General features: G+C 36.5%; 11 protein-coding genes. 5 read left to right on the plus strand and 6 right to left on the minus strand.

What is annotated here, in order from left to right; genetic code table 11:
- The 5 genes from ACPT8Q_RS06515 to mukF all read right to left on the minus strand — a co-directional run bounded on the left by ACPT8Q_RS06515 (position 1) and on the right by mukF (position 8,607).
- Entirely contained in the window at positions 1-876 is an 876-nt protein-coding gene (locus tag ACPT8Q_RS06515) for a DMT family transporter (RefSeq protein ID WP_050949200.1), read from the minus strand.
- Between the two features lie 3 nt (positions 877-879).
- Entirely contained in the window at positions 880-1,788 is a 909-nt protein-coding gene (locus tag ACPT8Q_RS06520) for a DUF5655 domain-containing protein (RefSeq protein WP_021035187.1), read from the minus strand.
- A gap of 69 nt (positions 1,789-1,857) precedes the next feature.
- Entirely contained in the window at positions 1,858-6,390 is a 4,533-nt protein-coding gene (gene mukB, locus ACPT8Q_RS06525; RefSeq protein ID WP_050949201.1) for a chromosome partition protein MukB, read from the minus strand.
- Complete coding sequence (gene mukE / locus ACPT8Q_RS06530; protein WP_005637804.1) at positions 6,390-7,124, minus strand: chromosome partition protein MukE; 735 nt, start codon at positions 7,122-7,124, stop codon at positions 6,390-6,392. Before mukE ends, mukB begins: the two co-directional genes overlap by 1 nt.
- Before the next feature lie 148 nt (positions 7,125-7,272).
- Positions 7,273-8,607 (minus strand): chromosome partition protein MukF, encoded by a 1,335-nt coding sequence (gene mukF, locus ACPT8Q_RS06535; protein ID WP_050949202.1) that lies wholly within the window; start codon positions 8,605-8,607, stop codon positions 7,273-7,275.
- Positions 8,608-8,756: 149 nt separating this feature from the next.
- On the opposite strand from mukF, the gene ttcA reads away from it, so the two are divergent.
- The 5 genes from ttcA (at position 8,757) to ACPT8Q_RS06560 (ending at position 15,843) form a co-directional block, all read left to right on the plus strand.
- A complete protein-coding gene (gene ttcA, locus ACPT8Q_RS06540; RefSeq protein WP_050949203.1) occupies positions 8,757-9,689 on the plus strand; it encodes a tRNA 2-thiocytidine(32) synthetase TtcA in 933 nt (310 codons plus the stop codon).
- Between the two features lies 1 nt (position 9,690).
- Entirely contained in the window at positions 9,691-10,026 is a 336-nt protein-coding gene (locus ACPT8Q_RS06545; RefSeq protein ID WP_050949204.1) for a TusE/DsrC/DsvC family sulfur relay protein, read from the plus strand.
- Positions 10,027-10,144: 118 nt separating this feature from the next.
- Positions 10,145-10,354: a TOBE domain-containing protein gene (locus tag ACPT8Q_RS06550; RefSeq protein ID WP_005631673.1), complete on the plus strand. Its 210-nt coding sequence runs from the start codon at positions 10,145-10,147 to the stop codon at positions 10,352-10,354.
- Positions 10,355-10,517: 163 nt separating this feature from the next.
- Positions 10,518-12,959: a TonB-dependent receptor plug domain-containing protein gene (locus tag ACPT8Q_RS06555; protein ID WP_076773276.1), complete on the plus strand. Its 2,442-nt coding sequence runs from the start codon at positions 10,518-10,520 to the stop codon at positions 12,957-12,959.
- Between the two features lie 103 nt (positions 12,960-13,062).
- On the plus strand, positions 13,063-15,843 hold the full coding sequence (locus tag ACPT8Q_RS06560) for a M16 family metallopeptidase (protein ID WP_050949206.1): 2,781 nt from the start codon (positions 13,063-13,065) through the stop codon (positions 15,841-15,843).
- A gap of 122 nt (positions 15,844-15,965) precedes the next feature.
- Here the strand turns inward: ACPT8Q_RS06560 and thrS are convergent, their stop codons facing one another.
- Positions 15,966-17,897, minus strand: a complete 1,932-nt coding sequence (gene thrS / locus ACPT8Q_RS06565; RefSeq protein WP_050949207.1) for a threonine--tRNA ligase — start codon at positions 17,895-17,897, stop codon at positions 15,966-15,968.
- Positions 17,898-17,992: the final 95 nt, after the last annotated feature.

The raw sequence follows: 17,992 nt of genomic DNA on the forward strand, positions 1-17,992 counted from the left end.
TTACGCAATAAGTTTATCTAAATAATATAGGCAGAAAATAGCTGATAAACTAAAAATAATACCTATCCAATTTAGCTTACTGATTTTTTCTTTAAAAACTAATGCGCCAATTATCGTACCCAAGCAAATCACGCCAATATTCATTCCCGCAAAAACAAGCGTTGGATTTCCAGCAAAACTTTGATGGGCTTTTATATAGAATAAAATATTAAAGAAATTCAATACACCTAAAACGATACCGCCAATTACACTTGATGTTGTCCATTGGGCACGTTTTAAGAACAAATAGATAAACATAACGCAAGCTGCAAGCGAGAAGGAAATAAACAATGTAGCAGGAAATGCACCGCCACTTTTCGCAACTTGCTTGAATAAAATATCAATAATGCCATACCCGAACCATACACCGATTAATCCTAAAACACCTTTAAAATTCACCGCACTTTGTCCTTGATTTGGCTTAGTTAATAAACAAAATAAACCAATAAAGGCTAATACAACGCCAATGATTTTAGATTGGCTTAGTGTTTCATGAAAAATTAAAAACGCCGATAAAATGGGAAGAAACAACGAAAGCCGTTGCGCTACATCTGAACGTACAATTCCAGCAAACTCCACCGCTTTTGACATAATAATAAACACGCTAGGTAGCAATAAACCTAGTGCTAAAAAAATGGGTGAGTTTTCGCTTTGTACAATATAATCAGTAAATTCTAAGCCTTTAAAATCAGGTTTGAGTAAGAAATAACTAAAAGTAATGGCTGTGATGTAGTTGAATGCGATAGCTTGTTCAATAATAATATTTTTTTTACGGGCAATTTTTAGTAAAACTGAAACCGCTACGCTACAAAGAATGGCAAGAATAAGATTGTGCATTTATTAATCCTTAATAGCTTGTTTAATTAAACTCATAATGTATTCAAGATATTGGGTACTTTCAATGGTAATTTCATAATCCCCATTCCCCCAGTGACCTGTATTAGATACATTTTTTGCTAAATTTTTAGGATCATCTAACTCTCCATAAGGAAGATTAATCCAAATTTTTAAATTCTTTTGTTGGATACGAATATCTGCAATATTTCGATCTTTTTTGAATGCAATGTAAAGTTTTCTAGTATTAATTTCGATATCAGGATCTAAATTTAAAATGCCTTGTTTAAAATCTTCGTATAGTTCTTGAATAAAATCTGATTTATCACTTAAGTGATCAGATTCTTGATAAACTTTTATTTCTTTTAATGTAGAAAATTCTTCATTTTTTTCAATAGAAACAGCTTTAATATTCGGTGCTGATTTTGATTTATTAATAATATTGAGCGTAATAATATCATTATCAAAGCGATTAACTTCCCATAATTCAATAGGTAAATCTTTAAAATTTGTGGCTTGAATTTGGAAATCATTAAAAGTAGGTGAAACAAAAATCACCTTAGATTGTGACCAATCCACATCATTTCTTTTAAGTGGGGCTTTTTGCTTTTCATTATATTCCACAATAAAATCAGCTTTATATTCAAGCATCAAATTAAGATAAGAAATCCCTTGATCAACCACACTAGAATTTTGTTGTCTTTTATATTCAATAATGACAAAGGCTTGAGTTTCAGGATCAAAAGCTAAGGTATCAATACGCGAATTTTTAATAGAAAATTCTGAGCGAATAAAAATATAGCCACTTAATAAGGTAAGATTTTCTTCAAATAAACGCTGAATATCCTTTTCCAGCTTAAATTTTTGCTGCTTCAGCTGTGATAATTGTCCTTTTTTTGATGTAAAGATTTTCATTATTCCTTCCTTAAAGGCTTAAGTGCGGTCAAAAATCTTAAAATTTTAACCGCACTTCCCTTCTATTTTTTATTCTGTCGCACCGAATCCTCGTAAACCAACAACGTGTACATGCTCTTGGTTGCCTGCGATTTTACGCACGAGTTTATAGGTTGTTCCTTTTTCCGGGCTAATGTTTTCTGGCGCAGCAATAAGCAACTGCATATCTAAACGTTCGCAAAGCTCAAATAAGGTAGAAATAGATTTACCGTCTAAACGCGCTGCTTCATCTAAGAACAACAAGCGACAAGGCACGATATCTTTACCACGAATTCGACGGCTTTCTTCTTCCCAACTTTGAACAACCATTAAGAGAATTGACATACCTGTACCGATAGCTTCACCAGTAGAAAGTGCGCCACTTTCTGCACGTAACCAACCATCAGCACCACGGAATACTTCCACTTCAAGTTCAAGATAATTACGGTAATCTAACAATTCTTCGCCGATTGTTTGTGCTGTACGTTGCCCCATATCAATATGTGGATTGATACGTTGATAGAGCTTCGCCATAGCTTCAGAAAAGGTGATGCGGTTATCGTTGAATAAATCTTGATATTCATCTTGCTGACCAGAAAGTGCGTCCAACAACATGGCATGGGTATCACGAATATTCACTACCAAACGAACAGATTTTACTTGACCAAACGAGATGTTTTGCAAACCTTGATTGAGCATACGAATACGATTTTGTTCACGCTGAATTGTCTTACGCATAATATTCGCCACACTTTCAGAACTGATTGCCAATTTTTTCTCACGACCAGTTAATTCAGCGGTTAAACGAGAAAGCTCAATTTCCATCTGTTCAATGGCATCAATCGGATCATTGGTTTTAATAATGTCTTGACGAATACGTTCACGTAGATGCTGATACACCGCAATAAAGAACCGCACTTTATTTTCAGGTTTGCGACTATCTTCCGACACTCTTAGACTATCACGTAGATATTCATTATCTGCCACTGCTGTACGCAACGCACCTAATGCTTTATCCGACATTGAACGTAATTCATCTGCAGATAAATAAGCAAGTTCTCGGCGATTGAGGCGTTTTTCCATATCAGAGTTGCGGGATAAGCGTAAAACAACACACCAACTCACTTTCGCTGCTACAACTAATTCACGTTGAGTTTTATAATCACGTTCGGTTTTACGAATAAGACGATTTAAGTTGTCCGCTTCACTTTCAATTAATGTCAGTTGTTTTTCTACATAAGAACGACGCTGACGGCTTGTTGAAAGTTGTTGATGTAATTCATCACGACGGATACGGGCACGTTCTTCAGCACCATCATCAGCTCTCACGCCAAGATCGCTAATTTCACCAATCAACTCATTTAAGAGCTGATATTTACTATCGTAAGAGCTTTGTAACTGAATCAATACGCGATTATATTCTGCAAATTGACTTTGTTTTTGACGAACTTGCTCACGTTGCATATCTCGCTGAGCCTGCATTTGTTCTAAACGTTGGCGAAGTTTTTCATTAAGTTCAGAAGTTTCAGCCTGCCCTGCATCTTCATAACCAAAATGCGGTTTACGTTGTACAACATCAGCTAAAGCAAATGCACGTTGTTGAACTTGTTTTTGACGCTCAATCGCTTGAGTTAATTCATTTTTTAAGCCGTCGTAATTTTCTGGATCACTTTGTAAACTATTTGCAATCGGCTCTAATTGTGACAACGTTACGCCATACTGACGAATAAAATATTCATCTTGCTCTGCAATATCTAATTGCTCGCGACATTCTTCAATACGATCAATTAAATCTTCATCAGCTAATACATTGAGTTGTGGAATTAACTTGTTGAGTAATTGCAGTTTTTCTTTTGCATTATCTAATTGAATGCGTAATTGTTGTTCGCCGCTATTAAATTGGTTTAATTCACGATCAATTTCATTGCGTTCGCGATTAATTTCAGACATTAACGCTTCTGGGTTTGGCTGGAACGCAAGCGCCAAATGCAACCCAACAAATTGGCTGAAATGTTCGTGTAAACGTTGGCATTTTTGTACATCAAACGCAATTTGTGCATGTTGTTCTGCCACTTCATCACGTTCAATTTGTAATTCTTCTAAACGTTTTTCACGTGCTGCACGCCCAAATAATGGGATTTCAGGGAATCTTGAATAGCGTAATTCCCGATCAGAAACTTGCACCACAACACCTAGCTCTAGTTCTTGTGCGGATAATACGCTGTCGTCAAATGCGGTAGGATCGCCTTCAATTAAATACAAATCATCAGGACAATCTTCTAATTGCGCAAGTTGTTCACGCACAGCATTGAGATCACGCACAACAATAGCATGACGTGCAGGCCCGTAAAGTGCGGAAAAATAAGGCGCATCTTCAATGGTTACATCATCGTAAAGCTCTGAAAGCAACACCCCACCAAAACGTTCTGTCAGCATATTTAAACGTGGATCTTCTGAACCATCTGGCTGACTTAAACGAGAAATTTGTTCATCTAATTGCAAACGTTTTTGTTCAAGTTGATCACGTTGCATCGTTAGTTCACGTTCTTTCACAAGTTGTGATTGCATAAAGTTCATCACATCTTGGCTATGTTCAAACGTCTCGCCACTTTGTTGCTCTAAGCGTTCTAATGCAGCTTGAGCTGTCAGCCAAGCCGGGGCTTTACGCGCATTTTCACCATAAAGTGCGGTTAAATTTTCACGTTTTTGACGAAGCGTAGAACGGTTTTCCACTTGTTCTGAAAGTCTTGCTGAAATATCTTCAATCAACGCTTCTTGCTCTGCGTGATAATCCTCTAATTCTTCTGCCGTTTGTAAACTTAAATTAGCACGTTGATTAAAATCATTAAGTAATTTGACCGCACTTTGTTGTTGTGCATAACGTTGCTCAAGTTCATGTAATTTTGTGCGAAGTTGTGGCGTTTGTTGTGCCTGCAATTTTTGGCTTGGATATTCACGTAATAATTCTTTCGCACTTTCCCACGCCGCAGAACGAGGCATTTCCCCCGCAATTTTGCATACCAATTGATACGCTTTATCGAACTGAGATTTTGCTGCTTCAGAAATAGACATTTTGTGCTCAAGCTCAAGTACGGTTTCAGTCAAACTTTCTGCATGGGCTTCAAATTCTGTGTGATAATCTTCTACATTTTTAACACTTAAATCCGCTAAACCGCATAATGTTTTCGCTTTTTCAAGAGCTGCAATGGCTTGTTGATATTGAAGTGCACGAGTTTGTTGGGCATCTAATGCTTGTTGATAATCTGCTAATTGGGATCGTACAGCGTCAATTTCGATTTCAGTTTGCTCAAATTGAGCTTGGCTTTCTTCTAACGCATCATTCGCATCTTCAACCACCATTTTTTGTTCTTCTAAACGCTCGGTGAGTTCTGCAATATCTTCTTGATAGCGCGTGATTTTTTCTTGGTGACGCAAAGCGTTTAACACTAAGTTAAGATGATCAACCGCACTTTGGTGATCAACTTCTAAAGTACGTTCATTTTCTGCCAATTCAGCCGCTTCTCGACTTAAATCAACTAAACGATGTTGAGATAAATTCTGCTCTGCTTTTGCTTTATACCACTCGCGACGAGATTCTAATGCAGCCTCAATATTGCCACGGCGTTCATTCGCATTACGCATATAATCCGAAGCAACATAATTAGTGGTTTCAGTAATTAAATGTTTAAATAAATTGCGATCTGATTGCGTGACCTTAATCGCTTCTAAAGTCATACGGTTCTCACGCAATGCACTTTCCATATCTTGGAAAGCTTTGCGCACACCTAAATTTTCTGGCAATAAATAGTCACGTAAAGAACGTGTGATTGCACTGGAAATACCGCCGTATAAAGACGCTTCGATAAGTTTATAGAATTTGCTTCGATCTGATGCTGAACGTAAACGTTTCGGAATAATACCTAAATCGAACATCATGCCGTGATAATCAGTGATGGAATGATATTGTTTGAATTGCGCACCGATATTTTCAATTTTATCTTTGAGTTCGTTTAAATTAAGGACGCGCACTTGACGTTCGCCCACGGTTTCTGTGAAAAGTGCGGTTGGATTTTGAGATAATTCGACGCCTTGAATTGAAAACGTTTTTAAATCAACTTTTTTATCACGACCTGCAATTTGTTGCAGACGCACACCAACAAGAATACGTTGATGACGTGAGTTAATGGTATCTAATACCGCGTAACAAACACCTGGACGCAATTTACCATGTAAACCTTTATCGCGAGAACCGCCTGTGGAGCCAGCCTCTGTTGTATTACGGAAATGTAAAAGGGTTAAATCTGGAATTAATGCGGTCACAAATCCAGCCATTGTGGTTGATTTACCTGCACCGTTACCACCAGAAAGTGTGGTAACTAATTCATCTAAATCGAAAGTACGTGCAAAAAAACCATTCCAGTTAATTAAGGTTAAAGAACGGAATTTACCACGCTCTACACCATTGTTTGCCGTCATGCTAAAAGGCATAGGTGCTTCAACGATTTCTTCGACGTTTTCATTCTCCATAATGACTTCATCGTTCTCTAATTCGATTTCATTTTCTAATTCAAAAACATCAGACATTATTCTTGTTCTCCGTCAAATTCTTCGTCAATTTCATCCGCACTTTCCGTATCGTTTTCCATTAATTGTGCTTGTTTTTCCAACGCTAAGGATTCAGGTGTTGCCGCTTCCCCATCACGAATGAGTCGAGCTTGCGCCTCTAATGGATCATCTCCGCTACGTACTTCCGCACCAAAACGAAATACAGATTCAGAAATCGTAAATTTCCCACTATTCTGTTCGCCAACAGTTTGAATCATACCTAAACGACGTAAACGTCCGATTGCTGCTCGCACTTTTTCTGCCAATTTTTGTTTATCTAAGTCAGAACCACTTGAACGCTGATTAACCGCTTTTAATAATTTTCCTTCATCAGCAAGATTTAATAATTCATCATATACTTCTTGCGTACTGAAAATGCCCTGTTGAGCTAAACGTTCTGGGCTTAAATAAAGATAACAAAGCACTTTACCAACAAGCATTTCCAGCTCAGAAAGTACTGAACGCGCAATTAATGTCGTTGCTTTCGGACGAAGATAGAAAAAGCCTTCTGGAGCACGAATGAGTTCCACGTTATAGCGGCGATAAAATCCATCTAATTCATTTTGGAAATCCATTAAAAAGGCGTGATTATCTAAATGCTCCGTGCTGATATGGCGACCAGAACGTAACAGGCTATCCACCGCTGGAAATATTGGATTTGCAATCGCCACAGCGAGTTTTGGGGAAATTACATCTTGAAGGTTGTCTGTCATAGGTTATTTCTCTATTAAAACTTTATTCAGTTACTTTCTTCGTTAATCATTATTGCCAAATCTCCCCTAGCCCCTCTTTGCTAAAGAGGGTTTGGGCATATTTAACAGAAGTAATTCCGTCGAAATTAGCTTTTAAATTATCTTAAAATCAATACTTATCAATCACATGCGCTTGCACTTCTGCGCCACGTTTATTAATTGCTTGCCAAGCTGGATAAATGCCCGATAAATCATTATTTGCCATACCAAGGCGCACTGCTTGATCAACAATGATTCGAGCTACATCAAAATGACGAGAAAGTGGATAATTTTCCAGTTGTTCTTTTAACACTAAACTCAAATCAATCGGACGGTTATTTTCACGATAAGCAATCAGTAAGCCTTGCATATGCTCTACAATTTGATCGTGTAAATCAGAAAGGGATTCGTATTGCAATTCTTCTGGCAATTCGCCTAAAGCATCATCTTCACGCAGCACTATTTCTTCATCGCGCAGATCGACTAAACGCTCAGCTTGCGCGGTCCATAAGAACCAAGGATGCTCAAAATAATGATGAATAGAATTACGTAAACGTTGTGAGAACACGCGATTTTTATCCATATCAATGGCAGTACGAATAAATTTATGTACATGGCGGTCATAACCAATCCATAAGTCTATGGCTTGTTGCCCCCAGCTAATAATTCGGTCAAGTTTTGATTGTAAATCGGTAATTAATTGATCGATAAAATACAAATCATCTCGCCCAATCACACAATCTTGAATACGCAATAATTGTGCTTGAAGTTTATCCCCTGCCGCATTTAGCGTATCTTGTAATTCGCGCAAATTCCCAGATGTTTCATCTAATAAACGTTCACAGCTTGAAATTGCCGCTTGCCAATCTTTAGTAAGAAGCTCTGCAATTTCATCTTTAATACTTTGCTGGTTTTCATCCATAATGCGTTGTGAAAGATCGATGCTATCAAAAATCTCTGCAACGGAATATTTTAATGGCGCAAACACATTACGACGCCAATAATGTTCACTTTCATTATTCTCCACGCCTTCTTCTGCAGAATCAGACGCGCGTTGAATTTCATCTGCCACAATGGAAAGTTGCACTGAAAGACGCAATGCGGAAAATTCACGCTGACGAATGTAATAATCAGACACGCCAACACCTAATGGCGTTAAACGATAAATTGCCAAGCCTTCAGTAAATTCGCTACTAAAACGATTTAGCAAACGTTGTTTCACTAATTCATTAATTGCATTATTCGCTCGTGTTGCAATGGCATCGGTGGATTGCTCAAAAGCATTCATCGTGTGGCGGAAAATATCCACAAGATCGGCTTCTAACATTTCGCCGTCTAAACGTTCGTTGTTATAAATTGCAATCGCTAGTAGGAAAACCAAGCGTTCGGTAGGTAAATTCAAAGAAAACTCGCGATCTTTTGCCCAAGAGACGAGTTCAGGAATAGTTTGGGATGTTTCAATCATTGAATTGCAAAGCGTTAAAATTGAACAAAAAATTGGAAAGATTATACAGGATTTTTTACGGATCTTAAAAATCTTCTTTTGAATTGACCGCACTTTTCCTATTTTTCACGTATAATGTGCGCCTTTCATGAATAACTAAAGATAACAGAATGACCCAGTTAGCCCAACAAGAAAAAAAACAAAGCTATAATTTCAATAAATTACAAAAACGTCTTCGCCGTAATGTAGGCAACGCCATTGCAGATTTTGGGATGATTGAAGATGGCGATAAAGTCATGGTGTGTTTATCCGGAGGCAAAGACAGTTATACGCTTCTCGATATTTTGTTGAATTTACAGCAAAGTGCGCCGATAAAATTTGATATTGTTGCGGTAAACCTCGATCAAAAACAACCAGGGTTTCCAGAACACGTATTGCCTGAATATTTGGAAAGTATTGGCGTAAATTACAAAATTGTACAAGAAAATACTTACGGCATTGTGAAAGAAAAAATTCCAGAAGGAAAAACCACTTGTTCACTCTGCTCTCGCCTACGCCGTGGGATTTTATATCGTACTGCCACAGAACTTGGTGCAACCAAAATCGCTTTAGGGCACCACCGAGACGACATGTTAGCGACACTATTTTTAAATATGTTTTATGGCGGCAAAATGAAATCCATGCCACCTAAATTAATTTCTGACGATGGCAAACAAATTGTGATTCGTCCGCTTACTTACTGCAAAGAAAAAGACATTGAAAAATATGCTATCGCGAAAGAATTTCCGATTATTCCTTGTAATCTATGTGGCTCACAACCAAATCTTCAACGCCAAGTTGTAAAAGAAATGCTCAATACTTGGGATCGCCAATATCCTGGACGCTTAGAAACTATGTTCAGCGCAATGCAAAACATTACATTGTCACATATGAGTGATCCAAAATTATTTGATTTCAAAGGAATCAAACACGGACAAATGATTAATGGGATTGAAGGCGATACCGCATTTGATGAAGAACAAATCACGCCAATGCAATTTGAGGACGAAGATCAAACTGATTTTTCAAACAACGAAATGATTAACTTTAAAGAAGTGAATTAATATGTTGAATATCAATGGAATTGAAGTTGAAGTTGAAACTGACAAAGACGGTTATTTGCTTAATAGCCAACAATGGAACGAAGATGTCGCTCGCTCTATTGCGCAGTTAGAAAGTCTTGAATTAACAGATGCCCATTGGGAAGTGATTTATTTTGTGCGAGACTTTTATCAAGAATATAACACCTCCCCTGCCATCCGTATGTTGGTAAAAGCCATGGCGGAAAAGCTTGGTGCGGATAAAGGTAATAGCCGTTATTTGCAACGCTTATTTCCTGAAGGCCCTGCAAAACAAGCCACAAAATTAGCAGGTTTGCCGAAACCTGCAAAATGCCTATAAAAGTGCGGTCAATTTTCCAAAAATTTTTAAACACTTGTGTTTTTACTTATGACTTGTCTTTTTTAAGATAAGGAATAAAATACAAGCTCTTTTAAACCCTAACTAACAAAGAAATGTTATGAAAATTAGTGCAAGAAACCAATTAAAAGGTAAAGTTGTTTCAATCGAAAACGGTTCAGTAAATGCAATCGTTCACATTGATATCGGTGGCGGTAACGTGCTTTCTTCAACTGTGTCTTTAGCAGCAGTTAAAGAATTAAACTTAGAAGTTGGTAAAGAAGCATACGCAATCATCAAAGCAACTTCTGTAATGGTTGGGGTAGAATAATTTCTTCCATAAAACAGAATTGAATATAACCGCACTTTTAAAAGTGCGGTTTTTTTTATTTCTTTGATACCTATTTTAAGTCGAATTCCCCTTGTATTCATAAATTTTAAAAATATAATGATAATCATTCTTATTTCTATCTTTTATTTTAGGGAACTATACTATGTATCAAAAAAAGCCATTAATGTTGTTATTCTGCTCAACATTTGTCAGTCCATTTATTATGGGGCAAACTGTTGACACAACCAACAACCAACAACCAACAACCAACAACCAACAACCAACAACCAACAAAAATATATTGCCCGAAATTGTTGTGTATGGCGACAATAATAAATCGCTTTCTTCCGTTAAAACACTCTCTTCTGACGAGATAAGTAAAACGCCTACATCAAACGGTAACATCACTGATTATCTTCGTTCTAATCCCCATATTCGTTATGAAAATAGTGACCAAAATGGTTTTCAACGTGGAGAAATCAAGCCTGAAAATATTTCAATTAACGGTGCCGATCCAAATCAAACCGCCTACTTTGTTGATAATGTCAATATAAATAATGATCTTGCTATTGATAACAGTATTTTTGACGGTGCTATGCAAGTTGTTCCCGGAATTAGTCACACTCAAGCTTATTTTTTTGATGCGACTATGCTTTCTAAAGTGGAAGTACAAGATAGTAATATTTCTGCGAGCTTAGGGGGCTTTATGGGGGGTGCCGTTATTGCTAAAACGAAACAATATAGCGGCACTGATAGCATAAAACTTAAATATCGCACGACAAATTCCTCTTGGGCAAAAATGGAAGCTGGAGACTCAGTACAAAAAATACTTAAACAAGTAAGACCCGATGATTCTGGTGCGGCAGAGTTACAACCTAAATACAATAAACAAACATTCAATATTTTGGCTGAAAAAAGACTAAATGATAATTTAGGAATGGTTCTTGGCTATAGTCGCAGAACATCATCTATTGAACAAAATCGTTTAATTGGTTTTGATGAAAATGCCAATAACAAAGCGCAACTAGACAAACAAAATCATCAACGACTTTCCGATAATCTTTTATTAAATTTCAATTGGACACCGCAAGAAAAAGAACGTATTGAACTCGGTTTACGTTATTCAAATTATAAAGAACTGAAATATTTTAGGGAAAATATAGGTAACAATGTAAGCGATTATCATCAAGCATTGGGGACAACACTAGCTTGGGTGCATTCATTCAACTCTGGCGTTTGGACAAATACTTTAGCATACGATCGTTTTAAAGATAAGCGAAAATCATCCTCGAATAATGTTGAAACAACATCGGTGTTAGATGAAAATTATGATCCACTTTATAATTTCGAAAAAGGCGGATATGGTAATAGCCGTTTAACCCAAGATAATTTACATTTTTCAACTGAATATGTAATGGATCCTTTTTATTTAGCTTCTACCGAGCATTCTGTTTCTATTGGTGGAATTTATCAGGCAACTAAATACCAATTTTATCGCCCACAAGATGTTCATTCAAAAATAATATCATCTACTTTGAAAAATGGGACTATGGATAATTCACCTTTATCAGAAAGTACAACATCAAAAGGTCGCGTTAAAACCACCTATCAGAATATTGTGGCTTATGCTGAAGATTTAATTAAATGGCGTAAATTTGAGTTTCGACCAGGCATTCGCATTGAACGTGATGATTATTTAAAAAATAATAATATCGCCCCGCGCTTTGTTGCACGTTACCGTCCTTGGGATAATACAGGATTTACACTAGGTTTAAATCGTTATTACGGTCGTTCTTTTGCTTCTTTAAAATTAGCGAATGGTATTTTAAAGCTCAATAATGATCAAACACGCCAGCATCAAAACTTTTCATCCCTAAAAAGCCCTTATGCAGATGAATTAAGTTTAAGTTTTGACCAAAATATGGGTAATTTAGCACTCAAACTCGGTTATATTCATCGTGATAATAAAAATCGTATCATATTGAAACGAGAGCCTGTAAAGGGAATAAAGAAAAGTAGTTATATTAATGGACGTCCGTTTGGTGTTGATATTTATACTTTCCAACTTAACAATATAGAACCTTGGAAATTAGGTAAAACTTATTGGACTATGTCACTTGGTTTTGATTGGCTAAATACAAAACGAGCTGATGGCGAAGAATTTGATCTGAATAAACCTGTTTTTTTAGATGGTAAATTAATGACTTATCGTGAAATGTTACGACAAGTTAATAGTAACACCGAAGATTGGATTGCTCGTCTAGGTATTGATATGACGATACCAGATTACGATATTACTTGGTCAAATAAAGTGTATATGAAAGCACCAATTCGTCGTTATGATCCAATTAATGAAGATAACTATGACGACGATGCTCCTCCACGCTATCGTAGCTATCATTACGGCAGACATACACAATGGGACAGTAGTATCCGTTGGCAACCCACCATTCGGGGTAAGCATAGCGTTTATATGCAAGTAGATATTTTAAATGTACTTAATAAAACACGTAAAAATAAAGTCACTACTATTTCCATTAACGATGAATACGGTGTTTATACGCCTGGGCGTGAATTTTGGCTAGAAGTTGGCTATCAATTCTAATTTTTTTCAATGTATAGGGCTTGTGGGCTTTTGAAATATCCACCAGCCCTACTCTACGCTTATTTTATTTAGCGTAGAGTTTTCTTTTTTCTAGGTAAAAATAATGAAAAAAACAACCGCACTTTTTTTGCTTATCTTTTCACTAATTGCTTGTCAATCCTTGGAACTATCGCCCAATAGTGATTTACCTTTTGATCCAAATATTCAGCACGGTAAACTATCAAATGGTCTGCAATACTTTGTATTAAAAAATACTGAACCCAAAGAACGCGTTTATATTCGATTAGTAATTAATGCAGGCTCAATGCACGAAGATGATGATCAAAAAGGCATTGCCCATTTAGTTGAACATATGGCATTTAATGGCTCAAAGAAATATCCAGAAAATCAAATTATTAATGCGTTAGAAAAACTTGGAATGAAATTTGCACGAGATATTAATGCTTTCACCGATTTTGAAAATACAGTCTATACTTTAAATTTAGATAGCAACAATCAGCAAAAATTAGAATTGGCTTTTGATGTCATCAATGAATGGATGAATAATATTACTTTTTTGCCTAAAGATGTGGATGGCGAACGTGGTGTAGTACAAGAAGAATGGCGGAGACGTTTAAGCCCAATGCTACGTATTGGCAATAAGAAAAGTGCTATTGAAATGGCGGGTTCTCGTTATGTATTGCGTGATCCAATTGGAGATATGGATATTATTAAAACAATTTCAGCTAAACGCGTCGCTGATTTTTACCACAAATGGTATCGACCAGATAATATGTCAGTAATTATTGTAGGCGATATTGATACAAAACAAGTAGTAAAACTATTAAAACAAAACCTATCCAAAGAAAACCCAATTACTAAAACAACATTGGAAAAAATTGATTTTAATATTCCTCTTATCAACAAATGGCGATTAGATTCTATTTCTGAACAAGGCACAACAATTCCGAGTATTGAATTAAGTTTTTTTGAAAATGCAATTGAAACCAATACATTAGCGAGTTATAAACAAGAATTAATTCAGCAAATTACCACTCGATTGCTTAACTTACGTTTACAGCAATGGGAAAAGGAAACAGAAAATGGCGTAGATTCTGCAAATTTTTATCGTACTCATTTAGGTAAAGAAACACTACAAAGCATTTTTTCTCTCCAGCTTATAGATACACAATATTCAAAAACAATAGATAAATTATTTGCCTTTATTGCCAGTATAAAACAACAAGGTTTTACTCAAAATGAATTAAACGGCGAGATTAAACGCTTAACTCAACTCAATGAAAAACAATTAAATATTCGTTCTGGTAGTTTAAAAATTACCGATGATCTCATTACTTCTGTGGCAAATAAGCAAGTGGTATTGAGCGTAAATGATCGTTATGAACTCAATAAACGTTTTTTATCTCAAATTACATTAGCTGATTTACAACGCACGTTAAATCAAACCTTAGCATTAAAAGCAAAATTACTATTAATCACTCAACCTTTGCCACAAAAAGCCTTGCCTTTTGATGTAGTAGAAATAGAAACTCGTTGGAACAATGCAATGGAAATGCAACAACATCAATGGGATGAAAAAAAACAACTCGAAAAATTACCGCACTTAACATTTAACACAGGCTCACTTTCTCAAGAAAAATACTGGGATCGTGGCGATATTTATGAATTTCGTTTAAGTAATGGAAGTAAATTGATCTACCACTATAGTGACAAAACTCCAAATCAAGTACATTTTCGTGCTGTTACTCAAGGTGGTTTACGTTCTATCCCAGATAAGGACTATCACTTATTACGTGCTGCCGTTAGTGTAGTTGATGAAACAGGTGTTGGAGAACTTTCTCTTTCTGCGGTTAATCAAATTTTTTCGCGTGATCCATTGGTAATTGCAACTGTGATTGATGATGATAAACAAGGTTTTACTGGTGTATCTAAACCTAAAGATTTGGAAAATTTACTAACATTGTTCCGCTTAAAATTACGTTCTTCGCCTATATCCGATCTTGCCTTAGAAAAATATCGACGTGAAACCCGTGATTATTTCAAACAAATTGATTTAGAAACACAATTTATGCAAGCCGTTTCAAAACTACGCTTTCCAAATATTGAAACTGTCTATAGTCAAAAACAAGCACAGCAATTAGCATTTGATAAAAACCAATTAAGTAACGCTTATCAACGTTATATTTTAAATAAAACAGATTTTACCTATTTTATTATTGGCGATATTGAACTTAATCAAGTAAAGAAATTGGCAGAACGTTATTTAGCTTCAGTTGAATCAAAAACTCAGATACGTCACTTTGTCCCAACTATTATTCATACACCAACTCAATCATTTATTATGAATGGCTTGAAAGAACCGAGAGCTGATGTAGAAATATACCTTACCGCAGATAATACTTGGCGAGCGGAACAAAAATATTTATTCAATATTCTTGCGGATATTGTGCAAGAAAAATTACGCTTAATTCTACGTGAAAAAGTTTCTGGTATTTATTCTGTAAATAGTTGGTTTATGCAAGATGTTCATACACCACAAATTGAGGGAAAAATTGAATTTAGTTGCGACCCTAAGCGCGTAGAGGAACTTACGCATCTTACAAATCAGGTGCTAGATGATATTGTAAAAAATAGCATTGATGAAAATTTATTACGTAAAAAACTAGCGGAACAACATACTCAGATTCGACGTGAATTTGATTCTTTAGTTTCAATTGCTTCAATTATTGAAGAAAGTTACTGGCAACAAGATAATCCAGATGCTATTTATACCGATCAACATTTAGATCAGTTAGCGACAAAAGCCACAATAGATGCGTTGGCGCAAAAAGCTCTAAAAAAATCAGGCAGATTTGTCAGCGTATTAAAAGCAACTACTTATTAGAAAATAAATGAAATCTCAATAGATCTGAAAGAGATAAAAATAACGGCGATCGCTTAAACGATCACCGTTAAATTGAAATTACTATTTAAACAGTAAATTATATTGGTTATTTTTGAGAAGTATTACTCTTCATTCAATAACTTTAATTCACGGCTTCTTACTTGATTTTTCAAGATTTCCGCAAATTCTTCCACTGTAAATGAGCCTAAATCTGCACCTTTACGTGTACGTACAGCCACTTTGCCTTCTGCGATTTCTTTATCGCCACAAACGAGCATATAAGGCACGCGACGTAAAGTATGTTCACGGATTTTGAAGCCCACTTTTTCGTTACGTAAATCAGTTTTCACGCGTAAACCTACATCGGAAAGCTGTTTTGCGACTTTCTGTACATAGTCAGCTTGGCTATCAGTGATATTCATCACAACTGCTTGGGTTGGAGCTAACCACGCAGGGAAGAAACCAGCATATTCTTCAGTAATGATACCAATGAAACGCTCAATTGAGCCTAAAATCGCACGATGAATCATTACAGGGGTTTTACGGCTATTGTCTTCTGCTACATAAGTTGCATCTAAACGACCTGGTAACGCGAAGTCTAATTGAACAGTACCACATTGCCATTCACGACCTAAACAATCGCGTAGTGCGAACTCAATTTTTGGACCATAGAATGCGCCTTCGCCTTCTTGGATTTCATATTCCAAGCCGTTATGTGCTAATGCAGCTGCAAGACCTGCTTCCGCACGATCCCACATTTCATCTGAACCGATACGATTTTCAGGGCGAGTAGAAAGTTTTACTGCAATATTAGTGAAACCAAAGGTGCTATAAATGTCGTACACCATTTTGATACAGCTAGTTACTTCGCTCTCAATTTGATCTTCAGTACAGAAAATATGCGCATCATCTTGAGTAAAGCCACGCACACGCATTAAACCGTGTAAAGAACCTGATGGTTCATTACGATGGCAAGAACCAAATTCCGCCATACGGATTGGTAAATCACGGTAAGATTTTAAACCTTGATTAAAAATTTGAACGTGTCCTGGACAGTTCATTGGTTTAATTGCATATTCACGGTTTTCAGATTGAGTTGTGAACATTAAATCTGCGTAATTTTGCCAGTGACCTGTTTTTTCCCACAACACGCGATCCATCATAAATGGGCCTTTTACTTCTTGATAATCGTATTGTTTTAATTTAGTACGCACGAAAGTTTCAAGCTCACGGAAAATTGTCCAGCCATCATTGTGCCAGAATACCATACCTGGCGCTTCTTCTTGCATATGATATAAATCTAATGCTTTACCAATTTTACGATGATCACGTTTTGCCGCTTCTTCTAAGCGTGTTAAATATTCAGCAAGTTGTTTTTTATCCGCCCAAGCCGTACCATAGATACGTTGTAACATTTTGTTTTTGCTGTCGCCACGCCAGTACGCACCAGCGACTTTTTGTAATTTGAAATGCTGACAGAAACGCATATTTGGCACGTGTGGTCCACGGCACATATCAATATATTCTAAGTGATGATATAACGCAGGCGTTGCAGTACGTTCAATGTTTTCATCTAAAATTGCCATTTTGTATGGCTCGCCGCGTTTTTCAAAGGTATCACGCGCTTCTTGCCAAGTAACACGTTTTTTCACGACGTCATAATTGGTTTTTGCCAATTCCAACATACGTTTTTCGATTGTATCAATATCTTCTTGGGTTAAAGAGCGATCTAAATCTACATCATAATAGAAGCCATTTTCAATGGTTGGGCCAATTGCCATTTTTACATCTGGGAATAATTGTTTAATAGCGTGTCCAAGCAAGTGAGCGCAAGAATGGCGGATAATCTCTAAACCGTCTTCATCTTTTGCAGTAATAATTTCTAACGTTGCATCTTGCTCGATAATATCGCACGCATCGTGACGTTCTCCATTTACACGGCCTGCGATAGTGGCTTTAGCAAGACCCGCACCAATATCTTGTGCGACTTCAAGAACAGAAACAGGATTATCGAATTGACGTTGGGAACCGTCAGGTAAAGTAATAATTGGCATTGTTTTTTCCTTATACAGTGGTCACCCATACGAAAGGTGACGTGTTCGTTTAAAATTCTATAAAAATTAACCGCACTTTTGCCCTACTTGGCTTC

Origin of the sequence: Haemophilus sp. HN_Hi10, assembly GCF_049821985.1 — a bacterium.
GTDB lineage: Bacteria > Pseudomonadota > Gammaproteobacteria > Enterobacterales > Pasteurellaceae > Haemophilus > Haemophilus influenzae_D.

Excerpts from the sequence above, each read along its gene's own strand:
- ACPT8Q_RS06515 (WP_050949200.1), bottom strand. The coding sequence starts at position 876 with ATGCACAATCTTATTCTTGCCATTCTTTGTAGCGTAGCGGTTTCAGTT.
- ACPT8Q_RS06520 (WP_021035187.1), bottom strand. The coding sequence starts at position 1,788 with ATGAAAATCTTTACATCAAAAAAAGGACAATTATCACAGCTGAAGCAG.
- mukB (WP_050949201.1), bottom strand. The coding sequence starts at position 6,390 with ATGTCTGATGTTTTTGAATTAGAAAATGAAATCGAATTAGAGAACGAT.
- mukE (WP_005637804.1), bottom strand. The coding sequence starts at position 7,124 with ATGACAGACAACCTTCAAGATGTAATTTCCCCAAAACTCGCTGTGGCG.
- mukF (WP_050949202.1), bottom strand. The coding sequence starts at position 8,607 with ATGATTGAAACATCCCAAACTATTCCTGAACTCGTCTCTTGGGCAAAA.
- ttcA (WP_050949203.1), top strand. The coding sequence starts at position 8,757 with ATGACCCAGTTAGCCCAACAAGAAAAAAAACAAAGCTATAATTTCAAT.
- ACPT8Q_RS06545 (WP_050949204.1), top strand. The coding sequence starts at position 9,691 with ATGTTGAATATCAATGGAATTGAAGTTGAAGTTGAAACTGACAAAGAC.
- ACPT8Q_RS06550 (WP_005631673.1), top strand. The coding sequence starts at position 10,145 with ATGAAAATTAGTGCAAGAAACCAATTAAAAGGTAAAGTTGTTTCAATC.
- ACPT8Q_RS06555 (WP_076773276.1), top strand. The coding sequence starts at position 10,518 with ATGTATCAAAAAAAGCCATTAATGTTGTTATTCTGCTCAACATTTGTC.
- ACPT8Q_RS06560 (WP_050949206.1), top strand. The coding sequence starts at position 13,063 with ATGAAAAAAACAACCGCACTTTTTTTGCTTATCTTTTCACTAATTGCT.
- thrS (WP_050949207.1), bottom strand. The coding sequence starts at position 17,897 with ATGCCAATTATTACTTTACCTGACGGTTCCCAACGTCAATTCGATAAT.